This is a genomic window from Nocardiopsis sp. iso_237 (assembly GCF_056173345.1).
In genome coordinates this window covers 1,365,189-1,377,863 of record NZ_CM149669.1, presented here as the reverse complement: position 1 = coordinate 1,377,863, position 12,675 = coordinate 1,365,189, and the positions used below count along the sequence as shown (strand labels likewise).

The following is a 12,675-nucleotide window of genomic DNA, read 5'->3' as shown; positions in this document are numbered from 1 at the left end:
TCCGGTCCGGCCTGAAACCCCCAGGCCACAGCAGATGTCACCAATCCCTCAATCACCATCCCGGACACGCCGTAAGAAATCCCAGAGGTGCGCCCGGCACCGCCCCGACCTCGTTTGACGCTTCCTGTAGTGCGAACAAGTATCGATTGGGGCCGATCCCGACAATCCCTACCGGGGGCACCCCCAAGCCACCGTCTGTCACCAGGGTCCCGGCCTCTCCGAAGTTCCCGTCCCCACACGAGGTGTCCCCGTGCCAGCCCAGTCCGAAGACCCCACCACCGCCCTGAACCACCTCACCTCCCGCCGCAGCCTCCTCAAGGTCGGCGCCGCGGGTGCGGCCGTCGCCCCGGTCCTGGCCGCGTGCGGCGGCGGAGGCTCCGGCTCCGGTGGTTCCGGCGACGGCGAGCCCCAGTCCGGCGGCCGCCTGAAGGTGGGTGTCGCCGGTGGCGGCGCCAGCGACACCCTGGACGCGCACGACCCCACCGACAACGTCGACATCGCGCGCAACCACGCCCTCTACGCCGCGCTGATGCGCTTCGGCAACGACGGCACCATCGAGCCCTACCTGGCGGAGTCGCTGGAGCCCAACGAGGACGGCACCGAGTGGACGCTGGTCCTCAAGGAGGGCCTGACCTTCCACGACGGCACCCCGGTCACGACCGAGGCGGTCGTGTACTCCCTCCAGCGCATCCTCGACCCCGACAACCCCATGCGCGGCGCGGGTGACATGCCCGGCGTCGACCCGGAGAAGCTGGAGGTCGTCAGCGACCTGGAGATGACGATCCCGGTCGACGAGCCGCTGGTCACCCTCCCCGAGGCGCTGGCCGAGTACTACAACTGCGTCGTCCCGGTGGACTACGACCCGGAGAACCCGGTCGGCGCCGGGCCCTTCAAGTTCTCCGAGTTCAAGGTCGGGGAGTACAGCGTCTTCGAGCGCCACGAGGGCTTCCACATCGACGGCCTGCCCTACGTGGACGAGCTGGAGATCGTGAACTTCCCCGAGGACGACGCCCGCGTCAACGCGCTCAACAGCGGCAACGTCCAGGTCATCAGCCAGGTCCCGCACGTCCAGGTCGCCATCATGGAGGGCGACCCCGACGTGAACATCCTGGAGTCCGAGACCGGCATGTGGCTGCCCTTCACGATGAACGTGGAGGAGGCCCCCTTCGACGACGTCCGCGTCCGCCAGGCCTTCCGCCTCATCGTCGACCGCCAGGAGATGATCGACCAGGCGCTGGCCGGGTACGGACAGCTCGGGAACGACATGTACGCGCGGATGGACCCGTCCTACCCCGAGGACGTCCCCCAGCGCGAGCAGGACATCGCGGAGGCGAAGCGCCTGCTCGCGGAGGCCGGTCACGAGGACGGCCTGGAGGTCGAGCTGGTCACCTCCGACATCAGCGCCGGTGTGGTCGCCGCCGCCGAGGTCTTCCAGGAGCAGGCCCGTGAGGCCGGGGTCACCGTGAACCTGCGCCGGGTCAACCCCAGCGACTACTGGAACCCGGAGGAGGGCTTCCCGTACGCCTTCGGCCAGGACTTCTGGAGCGCCCGGAACTACATCACCCAGACCGCCCAGGGCTCGGTCGTGGGCGCCCCCTACAACGAGACCATGTGGGGCGAGCACGAGGAGTGGCTGGAGCACCTGGAGGAGGCGCGTCAGACCGCCGACGAGGCCGCGCGCCACGAGCTCATCCGCAAGGCCCAGGAGATCGAGCACGAGGAGGGCGGCTACATCGTGTGGGGCTTCGTGAACCTGCTCGACGCCTACCACTCCTCGGTGCACGGTCTGGAGCCGGCGGTCTCCGGTCACCCGCTGGGTTCCTACGCCTTCCACACGATGTGGCTGGAGCAGTAGCGGACATCCGGTTCCCGCACCTCCAGACCGCTACCGAAAGCTCACCATGACTCGACTCATCGTCGTCCGCCTCTTCTTCGGAGCGCTGACGCTCTGGGCGGTGTCCCTCGTGGTCTTCGCGGCCACGCAGGCGCTGCCGGGCGACGCGGCCCAGCTCATCCTGGGCCGCGACGCCACCCCGGAGCGGTTGGAAGCGCTCCGCGACCAGCTGAACCTGCACGAGCCCGTGGCCGTGCAGTACATGCAGTGGCTCCAGGGACTGCTCCAGGGCGACCTGGGCACGTCGTTCTCCAACCGGCTGCCCGTCGCCGACTACCTCACCGACCCGGTGCGGAGCTCGATGACCCTGATGGGCCTGTCGGCCCTGGTCGCGACCCCGGTCGCCCTGTTCGTCGGGGCCTTCAGCGCCCTGCGCCGCGACCGCGCCTTCGACCACACGTCCTCCATGGGCACCCTCGTCCTGGCGTCCGTCCCCGAGTTCGTGGTCGGCATCCTGCTGATCCTGCTGCTCGGACCGGGCGGCCTCGGCGTGTTCCCGTCCGTGTACGCCCGTGACGGGGGCCCCGAACAGTGGGTCCTGCCGGTGCTCACGCTGGCACTGGCCGTGGCGCCGCCGATCGTGCGCATGATGCGGGCGACGATGATCGAGGTCCTGGAGAGCGAGTACGTGCAACAGGCGCGGCTCAAGGGCATGAGCGAGCGCACGGTGCTGTGGCGCCACGCCGCGCCCAACGCGATCGGCCCGGTCGCCCAGGTGGTCGCCCTCCAGCTGGCCTGGCTGGCCGGCGGTGTGGTGGCCATCGAGTTCCTGTTCAACTTCCCCGGTGTCGGCAAGGTCCTCATGGACGCCATCGGCAACCGTGACGTGCCGCTGATCCAGGCCGTGGTCCTGCTCATCGCGGGGATCTACATCCTCGTCAACCTGGTCGCGGACGTGATCGGGCTGGCGGCCAACCCGAAGGTGAGGGTCGCGAACCGATGACTGGACCTTCGACGAGCACACCCGCCACGGAGTCGCCGCGGCGGCGTCCGGGGCTGTTCCGGACCGCGTGGCGGTTCGGCCGCACCAGGGTCGGTGTCGCCCTGACCGGGCTCATCGTCCTGATCGCGGTGCTGGGACCGTTCGTGGCGCCCTACACGGCCACCGAGTTCGTGTCCAAGCCGTTCGAGACGGGTGTCGACGGCACCCTGTTCGGCGGTGACAACCGGGGCCGCGACGTCCTCACCCGCTTCCTGTGGGGCGGATGGACCCTGCTGCTGCTGGCCGCCGCGTCCGCCGGTATCGGTGTGGCCGCGGGAACGGTGATCGGCGTGATCGCCGGTTACCGCCGCGGCTGGGTGGACGACGTCCTCATGCGCACCAACGACGTGCTGCTGGCCTTCCCCCAGCTGATCGCCGCGCTGCTGGTGATGTCGATCCTCGGTCCGAAGGTGTGGCTGATCGTCGCCGTCATCGCGATCTCGCACATGCCCCGCGTGGCCCGTGTGATCCGCGAGGCCACCCGCAAGGTGATCGAACAGGACTACGTGAAGGCGGCCGAGGCGATCGGCCTGCCCCGCTGGCGGATCATGGCGGTGGAGATCCTGCCGAACGTGACCAGTCCGCTCCTGGTGGAGCTGGGCCTGCGCCTGACCTACTCCATCGGCGTCGTGGCGGTGCTCGGGTTCCTCGGCATGGGGCTCCAGCCGCCCACGGCGGACTGGGGCCTGATGATCAACGAGAACCGCCAGGGCATGGCCATCCAGCCGTGGGCGGTCGCGCTGCCCGTCACGGCGATCGCGGTGCTCACCGTCGGCGCCAACCTCATCACCGACGGGCTCTCCCGCGCGGCGATCGGCATCGACAGGGGGGTCGAGAAGTGACCTTGGACGAGAAGACGGAACGCGCGGACCGCCGCGACGGCGAGACCGTGCTGGTGGTCGACGGGCTGACCGTGATCGGCCGCCCCTCGGACGTCGAGATCATCAGCGGCGTCTCGATCACCGTGAAGCGCGGCGAGATCCTCGGGCTGGTGGGCGAGTCCGGTTCGGGCAAGACCACCCTGGGCCTGTCCCTGCTGGCGCACTGCAAGCGCGCCACGGAGATCGTCGGCGGTCAGGTGATGGTCGGTGACCGGGACCTGGCCACGCTCGGCGAACGCGAGGTCCGCGAGCTGCGGGGCCGCGCGGTCGCCTACATCCCGCAGTCGCCCGCCTCCGCGCTCAACCCGGCCCTGCGGCTGGGCGTGCAGCTGACCGAGGCCCTGCACGACGGCGCGCTGACGGCCCAGGAGGCCCGGGACCGGGTCCGCGAGGTCATGCGCGAGGTGGCCCTGCCCGACGACGACGCCTTCCTGCGCCGCTACCCGCACCAGCTCTCCGGGGGGCAGCAGCAGCGGGTGGCGATCGCGATGGCGTTCGTGGGCCGCCCGGAGGTGATCGTGCTCGACGAGCCGACCACCGGCCTGGACGTGACCACGCAGGCGCACGTGCTGGAGACCATCCGGTCGATGACCCGCGACTACGGCACCGCCGGCGTGTACATCAGCCACGACATGGCCGTGGTGGCCGACCTGGCCGACGACATCGCGGTGATGTACCGGGGCGAGGTCGTGGAGCACGGTCGGGCCGGGGCGGTGCTGTCCGACCCCCGGCACGCGTACACGCGCCAGTTGCTGATGGCGGTGCCGCTGCTGAAGACCTCCGGGCACGAGGAGCCCGAGCCGGAGGAGGAGCCGCTGCTGCGGGTCTCCGGGCTGGCCGCCGGGTACGGGCGCACGCAGGTGCTGGAGGGGATCGACGTGTCGGTCTCCCGGGGTGAGTGCGTGGCGCTGCTGGGCGAGTCCGGTTCGGGCAAGACCACCCTGTCGCGTTCGGTCGCGGGCCTGCACCACCAGTTCACCGGCGAGATCCTCTTCGACGGTGAGCCGCTGGCCACCAGCAGCTACCGCCGGACGGCGGAGCAGCGCCGCCGGGTGCAGTACGTGTTCCAGAACCCGTACGAGGCGCTGAACCCGCGCAAGCGGGTGCGCGAGCAGATCCTGGGCCCCTACCGGCACCTGGTGGGCCGCCCCGACGACCCGGACGCCGTGGTGGCCCGGGCCCTGGAGCGGGCCTCGCTGCCCGCCTCCTACGCGGACCGCTTCCCCGAGCAGCTCAGCGGCGGTGAGCGCCAGCGCGTGTGCATCGCGCGCGCGGTGGCCACCGGCCCGGACCTGCTGGTGTGCGACGAGATCACGTCGGCGCTGGACGTTTCGGTGCAGGCGGAGATCGTGAAGCTGCTGCGCGAGCTCCAGGACCAGGGCATGGCGCTGCTGTTCGTCACGCACAACATCGCCCTGGTGTCCAACATCGCCGAGCGGGTCGCCATCCTCAACAAGGGCGAGATCGTCGAGTACGGCCCGGTGGGCGAGGTGATGTCGTCGCCTCGGCACGAGTACACGCGCGCGCTGATCGCGGACACCCCGGACTTCGAGCTGTCCTTCCCGGGCGCCCCCGAGCGCCTGGGCATGGACGCCGAGCGGAAGGGCTCGACGGACCGCGTCTCCGAGGGCTGACCCGGACCTCGAAGGCGACGGGGGCTGGGCGCGTGGTGCGCCCCGCCCCCCGTCCTCGTTCAGGGCAGGGGGTCGACCTCACGGGCGGCGGAGTGTTCGGCGGGGCGGGCCAGGGTGACCAGGACCAGCAGGCCCAGAGCGGAGCTGCCGAACAGGAGCAGGCCCATGGGGACCGCCGTGGTCTCGTCGAGGCCGACCATGGGCGCGACCACGGCGCCGATGATCATCGGCAGGGCCCCCAGGAGCGAACTGGCGCTCCCGGCCCGGTTCTCCTGGCCCTCCATGGCCAGCGCGAACGAACCGGTGAGGATCATGCCCATGCAGGTCATGTAGACGAAGATCGGCACGACGAGCAGGACCAGCGGGCCCTGGAGGAACGCGGTGGCGAGCACCACGGCGGTGGCGGCCACCGCCCCGACCACGGCCACCGCGAGCAGGGAGCGCTCGCCGTGCCGGTCGCTGAGGCGGCCCACGGCGGTGCTCCCGAGGATGATCGCGATGCCGTTCACCCCGAAGAGGAACCCGAAGACCTGCGGGGACACCCCGTGGATCTCCTGGTAGACGAAGGGGGTCCCGGCGACGTAGGCGAAGCTGCCGCCGTGCAGCAGGCCGACGATGAGCGTGTACCCCAGGTAGCGGCGGTCCCGGAACAGCTCGCCCAGAGCGCGCAGACTGCCGCCCGGCGTGCCCGGGATGCGCCGTTCCTCGGGCAGGGACTCCGGCAGGCGCACCGCCGTGACCAGGAGGATCACGGCGCCGAGCAGGGCCAGCGCCCAGAAGACGCTGCGCCAGGTGGCCGAGGGCAGGAGCAGGACCCCGCCGCCGACGACCGGGGCGACCATCGGGGCGACCGCGACCACCACCATGATCAGGGCGAAGAACCGGGTGAGCGCGGTGCCGTCGAAGACGTCGCGCACCACGGCGCGGGAGAGCACCACCCCGGCGCTGGCGGTGAAGCCCTGGAGGAAGCGTCCCAGCACCAGGACCCCGGTGTTGGGGGCGAGCGCGCACAGGGCCGAGGAGAGGACGAACAGGGCCACGCAGACCAGGAGCGGCCCGCGCCTGCCCCGGGCGTCGCTGATCGGGCCGATCACCACCTGACCGACGGCCAGGCCCACCAGGCAGGTGGTGAGGCTCAGCTGTACCTGGGAGGCGCTGGCGCCCAGGTCGTCGGAGATCTCCGGGAAGGCCGGGAGGTACATGTCGATGTTGAGCGGGCCCAGCACCGTCAGCAGGGCGAGGAGGAGGGCCAGCCCCAGCCGTGCGCGGCCGGTCGGGTTGCGGAGCATGGGGCCTCTCTGCGGCGGGGGTGAGGGAGCCCGTCCACGTTACCCAGCGGCGTCGGCGCCGGTCCCGGGTCGGTCCGCAACCTGACGGGGATGCGTCAGGCTCAGAAGAGCACCGACATGACCTCCCCGACCTGCCGGAAGCCGACGCGCTGGTAGGTGGCCCTGGCGGGGGCGTTGAAGTCGTTGACGTACAGGGTCACCCGGGGGGCGATCTCGGCTCGGGCGTAGTTGACCACGGCCGCCATGCCCGCGCTGGCGTACCCCTGGCCGCGCAGGTCCGGGTGGACCCACACGCCCTGGACCTGGCAGGCCTGGGGGGTGACGGCGCCGATCTCGGCCTTGAACACCACGCGGCCGTCCTCGATCCGGGCGAAGGCGCGGCCGGTGCGGACCAGCTCCTCGACGCGGGCGCGGTAGAGGGCGCCGCCGTCGCCGGAGTCCGGCGGGACCCCCACCTCCTCGGTGAACATGGCCACGCAGGCGGGGACGAGGGTGTTGATCTCGTGGACGCGGACCCGGCGCACCAGGGGGTCGGGGGCGACGACGGGCGGACCGTTGATCTCCAGGACCGGCTGGCTGTCGCGGATGGCGCGGGCCGGCCCCCAGGCGGGGGTGATCTGTTCCCAGAAGTCGCTGACCGCCTCGACGGGGCCGACGATCGAGGAGCAGCGTCTGCCACGCCAACGCGCATGGTCCGCGAACCCGCGCACGGCGGCGGGCCCGGCGTTGACCGGGACGAGGTTGGCTCCCGAGTAACACAGGGCCGTGAGTCTGCCGCGTTCGGTGTGGCCCCAGACCTCGGCCCCGGCACCGCCGGTCATGCCCGTGGTCATCAGTCGTGAGGCGACGAAGACGTTGCCCACGGGGTCCTCGTCCAGGAGCGCGCGGACGGCCTCCCGGTCGCGTTCTCCCAGAATCCGTACCGCCGAGGTCCGCAGCATCGCATCTCCCCCATCTTCCCGGTCACCGTCTCCGGCGGTCACCGGATCGGTTCGTGGGCCCACGACGAATTCGCGCCGATTCCAGCCTATTAGACCGTCTGTCCGGACTCACCTGGATGTTCGAGTCCGATCGGTCCGAGGCGGTCCACCTGCGCGGCCTCGGCGCCCTGCGCGTCGCGCGGGCTGGGCTCGGGCCGGGCGTCGCAGGTGACGTCGGGGCCCTCCTCGCCGCGTTCGGGCAGGGTCCCGTCCCGGAGGTAGGCGACGACGGTCTCGTCCACGCAGGCGTTCCCGGTGAGGGCGACGCCGTGGGTGATGCCGCCGTCCTCGATCACCAGCGAGGAGCCGGGCAGGCGCTCGCGCAGGGAGTAGGCGCCCGCGATCGGGGTGGCGCCGTCCTCGGTGGCGTGCACGACGAGCACGTCGCCGTCGTAGGCGGGGTGCTCCTCCGGGCCGGTACCGACCTTGAACCAGGGGGCGGACTCGCCGGACCACGAGGCGCACGGAGCGTTGTACCAGATGTTGTGCCAGCCCAGGAAGGGCGCCTCCTCGTGGATCCGCCGGGCGTCGCTGTTCCAGGTGTCCCAGTCGCGCGGCCACGGGGCGTCGGTGCACTGGACCGCGAGGTATCCGCCGAAGCCGGGGTCGCTGTCGGCGTCGTCGCCGTAGTTCTCGTGGAGTTCCAGGAGCGGGGCCGGGTCGGAGTCGTTGACCTGCGCGGCCAGGGCGGCGGCGACCGTCGGCCAGGAGTTGCCGCTGTACGCGACGACGGAGGCGGCGCCGTCCAGTTCGGTGGGGCCGACCGTGTCCTCCAGCGGGGCCTCGCGGAGCCGGGCGCGCAGGTCGTAGAAGGCGGCGGCGACCGTCTCGCCGTCGGCGCCCAGACCGTAGGTGGCGTCGTGGCGGGCGATCCAGTCGAAGAAGTTCGCGGCCGCGTGGTCCAGGGACCGGCTCTGGAGGAGGTTGCTCTCGTACCAGGGCAGGCTCGGGTCGACGACGCTGTCCAGGACCACGGCGCGCACGCTGTCCGGGTAGAGCGAGGCGTAGACGGTGCCCAGGTAGCTGCCGTAGGAGTAGCCGAGGTAGTCGATCTGGTCGAGGCCGAGGGCGACACGGATGGCGTCCATGTCGTGCGCGGTGTCCTCGGTGCGCATGTGGTCCAGGAGCGGCCCGGTGTTCGCGGCGCAGGCGGCGGCGTAGGCCTCGGCGTCCTCGCGCAGCGCCCGCTCCTCGGCGGCGTCGGCCGGGACGGAGTCCTTGCGGACGGGGGCGAAGTAGCCGGGGTCGCAGGTGACGTTCGGTGTGGAGGCGCCCATGCCGCGCGGGTCGAAGGCGACCACGTCGTAGGTCTGGCGCAGTTCCTCGGGCATGCGGTTGTGGGTGTGGGCGGCCCACTTGCGTCCGGCGCTGCCCGGGCCGCCGGGGTTGACCAGCATGGTGTGTTCGGCGGTGCCGGTGGCGGGGACCCGGGAGAGGGCGATCTGGAGGGGCTCCAGGAGGTCGCCGACGCGCTGACCGCCGGTGGTCCTGGCCATGGGGACGGTGAGGGTGGCGCACTCCATCTCGGTACCGCTGACCGGTTCGAGGTCCTCGCAGGGTCGCCAGTCGAGCGCCGTCTGGTCGATCCGGGTGGTCGGCGGCGCGACCGCCTCAGCCGGGGCCGCCGGTACGGCGACCAGTGAGGCCAGGAGCACCCCGGCGGAGACGGCTGCCCACTGTGTGCAGGTTGAACGCACTCGCTTACCCCCGATACCGGCCAGGATGTCCTCATGCATTCTCACCGCTACTGAGCGTGACAACAGGAAGCGACACGGACCCCGTCCGAGCACTCCCCCGGTAACATGTGGCCTGGTCAGATCAGAAATGGACAAAGGGGCAGAATGCGGCTTGATCGTGTCGACGAGCGGATCATCGCGATGCTCGGCGCGGACGCGCGGACGAGTTTCGCGGAGATCGGCGGCGGGGTCGGTCTCAGCCCGTCCGCGGTCAAGCGCCGCGTGGACCGTCTGATCGAGTCCGGCGCCGTGCGCGGCTTCACGGTGGTGGTGGAGCCCCAGGCGATCGGCTGGACCACCGAGGCCTTCATCGAGCTGTACTGCCGCGCCCGCACGTCCCCCGGGGAGATCCGGATCGGCCTGTCCGGCTACGCGGAGGTCACCTCCGCCTGCACCGTCACCGGGGAGGCCGACGCCATCGTGCAGGTCCGCGCCCGCGACACCCAGCACCTCGAAGAGGTGATCGAGCGGATCGGCGCGGAGCCCTTCGTGGTCCGCACGAAGAGCACCCTGGTGCTCTCCCGCCTGGTCGACCAGCCCATCCTCGCCGGTACCGCCGACACGGACCCTCCGGACGAGAACACCCCCTGACCCTCGGCGCCTCGGCGCTGGGACAGGGGGTCGCGGGAGCCCCGCCGGATCCGGTCAGTCCTCGGGGAGGGCGACCGGGGCCAGCTCGTCGAACAGGTCGCCCGGTCCGGGGTTGGTCGGGTCGGTCTCCCCGCCGAAGTGGTGCATGACCCCCCACACCGCGTTCAGTGCGGTCTGCACGGCGCCCTCGGCCCACCCGGCGGTCCAGGACACGTCGTCGCCCGCGAGGAACAGTCCCCGGTGCCGCTCGGCCAGGTCCGCCTGGCGGAAGTGCGTGAACAGGCGGCGCTGGTACCGGTAGTGCCCGGGCAGGTTGGCCTTGAACGCGCCCATGAAGTACGGCTCGTCCTCCCAGGAGACCGTGACCGGGTCACCCGTGATGTGCGAGCGCACGTCCACGTCCGGGTAGATCTTGCCGAGCGAGGCGAGCATGACCTCCAGGCGCTCGTTGGCGGACAGCGGCAGCCACTTGAGCGAGTCGTCGCACCAGGTGTAGGAGAGGCAGATGGCCGCCGGGCCGTCCGGGTCCTCGCCCTCCAGCAGGTAGGTGCCCCGGGTCATGCGGTCGGTGAGCGTCATGCTCATGACGTCCCGACCGGTCTCCGGGTCCCGGTCCCGCCAGAACGCGCGGTCCACCGGCACGAACAGCTTCGAGGACTCCATGTAGTGGGTCCGCTCGATCGCGGTCCAGTGGTCGATCGGTAGCAGGTCGTCGTCGCAGTCGATCTTGGACAGCATCATCCAGGACTGCGCCGTGAACACGGCCGCCGGGTAGGTGCGGGTGGATCCGGAGGAGTCGGTGACGGTGAGGTTGCCCGCCGGGGACCCCTTCGCCGCCGTACGGCGCAGCGCGGTCACGGCCGGACGCGGCTCACCGCCGTGCAGCGAGGCCAACGACGTGCCCTGCGCCCAGTGCACGAGCTTGTCCGGGGCGTCCTCCCACAGACGGAGCGGGAGCTGGTCCACTCCCCCGACGATGCCCATGTGGTCGTCGTCGGCGCCCGTGTAGGTGACCCGCAGGATCTCCAGGATGGAGTTGGGGAAGTCGGTGTCCCAGCCGCCGGTCCCGAAGCCCACCTGGCCGAAGACCTCCCGGTCGCGGAAGGACGCGAAGCCCGGGGAGTCGCACAGGAAGCCGTAGAAGGTCTGGTTGTCCAACCGCTCGACCAGCCGGTTCCAGATCCCCTTCTGCGTGGCCACGTCGCGGTCGCGGATGGCCCGCTGCATGCGGGTGTGCTCCACGCTCTCCAGGGTGCGGTCCCAGGCGCGCGCCACGTCGCGGTAGAGCTCGGGCAGGTCGTCGAGGTGCGTCGCGTAGTGCGACTCGCCCTTGAGGTCGACGACGGTGCTCGGGGTCGCGGGCGAGAGCGGGTTGGGGAAGGGGCTGGTGCGCAGACCCATGCGGTCGGCGTAGTGCCAGAAGGACGTGGAGGTCGGGGGGAAGCGCATCGCGCCCATCTCCGCGACCACGTCGTCGGGGGCGCCGGGCAGGCGTTCGGTGCGCAGGCGTCCGCCGATCCGGTCGGCCTCGTACACGACCGGCCGCAGGCCCATCTTCATGAGCTCGTAGGCGGTGACGATGCCGGACAGCCCACCGCCGATGACCGCGACCTCGGTGCCGTGGTGTTCGGCGGGCACCTGGCCCAGCCCGGCCGGGTGGGCCAGGAACGCGTCGTAGGCGAACGGGAAGTCGGGCCCGGACATGGTCAGCGGACGGTCGTCGGTCCGGGGGTCGGACACGGGTGCGGTACCGGCGGACGTGGGCACGGCGGACGTCATGGGGCCCTCCTTCGCTGGGGCAGGGTGTGGACCGCCGCGGACGCGGCGGGGTGGGACGGGTGTCAGGTGGTGGGGTACAGGTCCGGGCGGCGGTCGCCCAGGTAGGAGAGCTCCGCGCGGGAGGCCTCGGTGGCGGCCGGGTCGACGTCACCGACCAACAGGGCCTCGGTGGCCCCGCCCCGCAGCAGCTCGGCGCCGTCGGGGCCCACGAGCGTGCTCAGCCCGACGTAGTCGAGCTCGCCCTCGGTGTCGCAGCGGTTCACGTAGGCCAGGTGGAGCTGGTTCTCCATGGCCCGAGCCGGGACGAGGAGGGTGGCCACCGAGGTGTTCGGGGCCATCAGCGCGGTGGGCACGGCGAGGAGGGTGGTCCCGGCCCGCGCGTGCGCCCGCACGGCCTCGGGGAACTCCACGTCGTAGCAGACGAGGAGGCCGATCCGGTGGCCGTCGAGGTCGGCCTGGACGACCAGTTCGTCACCGGCGCGGAAGTGGTCCCGGTCCAGTCCGCCGAACAGGTGGGTCTTGCGGTAGAGCGCGCGGGGGGCGCCCGTGGCGTCCACGAGCCGCACCGCGTTGTACACGTCCCCGTCGGCCAGTTCGGGGAAGCCGTAGACGATCGCCACGCCGGTGTCGGCGGCGATCCGGGAGACCTCCGCGAGGAGGGGACCGTCCGCGGGTTCGGCCAGGTCCCGGATCCGGCTCCCGATGTTGTAGCCGGTCAGCGACATCTCGGGGGTGACCAGCAGGGTCGCGCCCGAGGCCGCGGCCGCGCCGGCCCGCTCACGGAGCCGGTGGAGGGAGGAGGCGGGGTCGCCGCTGCGTCCCGCGCCCTGGTCGAGGGCCACGCGCAGTGGTGCGGGCATCGCTGCGTACCTCCTGGTGTCGCCGCTGGTCGGCCGCGTCCACTCTAGG

The 12,675-nt window shown here is 71.6% G+C and carries 10 protein-coding genes; 5 read left to right on the top strand and 5 right to left on the bottom strand.

The window, feature by feature from the left end; all coding sequences use genetic code 11:
* The first annotated feature begins 250 nt into the window (after positions 1 to 250).
* The 4 genes from AC0VYM_RS06335 to AC0VYM_RS06320 are packed head-to-tail and all read left to right on the top strand — an operon-like array spanning position 251 to position 5,391.
* Positions 251 to 1,855, top strand: coding sequence for an ABC transporter substrate-binding protein (locus AC0VYM_RS06335; protein WP_475460033.1), 1,605 nt, complete (start codon positions 251 to 253; stop codon positions 1,853 to 1,855).
* A 46-nt stretch (positions 1,856 to 1,901) separates the two neighbouring features.
* Positions 1,902 to 2,837, top strand: coding sequence for an ABC transporter permease (locus tag AC0VYM_RS06330; protein ID WP_475460031.1), 936 nt, complete (start codon positions 1,902 to 1,904; stop codon positions 2,835 to 2,837).
* Positions 2,834 to 3,718: an ABC transporter permease gene (locus AC0VYM_RS06325; protein ID WP_475460028.1), complete on the top strand. Its 885-nt coding sequence runs from the start codon at positions 2,834 to 2,836 to the stop codon at positions 3,716 to 3,718. The genes AC0VYM_RS06330 and AC0VYM_RS06325 overlap by 4 nt, the downstream gene beginning before the upstream one ends.
* Positions 3,715 to 5,391, top strand: a complete 1,677-nt coding sequence (locus AC0VYM_RS06320; RefSeq protein WP_475460026.1) for an ABC transporter ATP-binding protein — start codon at positions 3,715 to 3,717, stop codon at positions 5,389 to 5,391. Before AC0VYM_RS06325 ends, AC0VYM_RS06320 begins: the two co-directional genes overlap by 4 nt.
* Before the next feature lie 59 nt (positions 5,392 to 5,450).
* Here AC0VYM_RS06320 and AC0VYM_RS06315 read toward each other — a convergent pair whose 3' ends face one another.
* From AC0VYM_RS06315 to AC0VYM_RS06305, 3 genes are all read right to left on the bottom strand, one after another.
* The gene (locus tag AC0VYM_RS06315) at positions 5,451 to 6,680 is read right to left on the bottom strand and encodes a multidrug effflux MFS transporter (protein WP_475460024.1); all 1,230 of its coding nucleotides are present in this window, start codon (positions 6,678 to 6,680) and stop codon (positions 5,451 to 5,453) included.
* Positions 6,681 to 6,781: 101 nt separating this feature from the next.
* Positions 6,782 to 7,621: a GNAT family N-acetyltransferase gene (locus AC0VYM_RS06310; RefSeq protein WP_475460022.1), complete on the bottom strand. Its 840-nt coding sequence runs from the start codon at positions 7,619 to 7,621 to the stop codon at positions 6,782 to 6,784.
* Between the two features lie 89 nt (positions 7,622 to 7,710).
* Positions 7,711 to 9,396, bottom strand: a complete 1,686-nt coding sequence (locus tag AC0VYM_RS06305) for an alpha/beta hydrolase (RefSeq protein WP_475460019.1) — start codon at positions 9,394 to 9,396, stop codon at positions 7,711 to 7,713.
* Between the two features lie 105 nt (positions 9,397 to 9,501).
* Between AC0VYM_RS06305 and AC0VYM_RS06300 the strand changes: the two genes are divergently transcribed.
* Entirely contained in the window at positions 9,502 to 9,987 is a 486-nt protein-coding gene (locus AC0VYM_RS06300) for an Lrp/AsnC family transcriptional regulator (protein WP_475460017.1), read from the top strand.
* A gap of 54 nt (positions 9,988 to 10,041) precedes the next feature.
* Here AC0VYM_RS06300 and AC0VYM_RS06295 read toward each other — a convergent pair whose 3' ends face one another.
* The gene (locus tag AC0VYM_RS06295; RefSeq protein ID WP_475460014.1) at positions 10,042 to 11,766 is read right to left on the bottom strand and encodes a flavin monoamine oxidase family protein; all 1,725 of its coding nucleotides are present in this window, start codon (positions 11,764 to 11,766) and stop codon (positions 10,042 to 10,044) included.
* Between the two features lie 62 nt (positions 11,767 to 11,828).
* A complete protein-coding gene (locus AC0VYM_RS06290) occupies positions 11,829 to 12,626 on the bottom strand; it encodes a carbon-nitrogen hydrolase family protein (RefSeq protein ID WP_475460011.1) in 798 nt (265 codons plus the stop codon).
* Between the last annotated feature and the right edge of the window lie 49 nt (positions 12,627 to 12,675).

Bases quoted from the DNA above. Each gene is read 5' to 3' on its own strand.
- AC0VYM_RS06330 (WP_475460031.1), top strand. From the start codon at position 1,902: ATGACTCGACTCATCGTCGTCCGCCTCTTCTTCGGAGCGCTGACGCTC.
- AC0VYM_RS06325 (WP_475460028.1), top strand. From the start codon at position 2,834: ATGACTGGACCTTCGACGAGCACACCCGCCACGGAGTCGCCGCGGCGG.
- AC0VYM_RS06315 (WP_475460024.1), bottom strand. From the start codon at position 6,680: ATGCTCCGCAACCCGACCGGCCGCGCACGGCTGGGGCTGGCCCTCCTC.
- AC0VYM_RS06310 (WP_475460022.1), bottom strand. From the start codon at position 7,621: ATGCTGCGGACCTCGGCGGTACGGATTCTGGGAGAACGCGACCGGGAG.
- AC0VYM_RS06305 (WP_475460019.1), bottom strand. From the start codon at position 9,396: ATGCATGAGGACATCCTGGCCGGTATCGGGGGTAAGCGAGTGCGTTCA.
- AC0VYM_RS06300 (WP_475460017.1), top strand. From the start codon at position 9,502: ATGCGGCTTGATCGTGTCGACGAGCGGATCATCGCGATGCTCGGCGCG.
- AC0VYM_RS06295 (WP_475460014.1), bottom strand. From the start codon at position 11,766: ATGACGTCCGCCGTGCCCACGTCCGCCGGTACCGCACCCGTGTCCGAC.
- AC0VYM_RS06290 (WP_475460011.1), bottom strand. From the start codon at position 12,626: ATGCCCGCACCACTGCGCGTGGCCCTCGACCAGGGCGCGGGACGCAGC.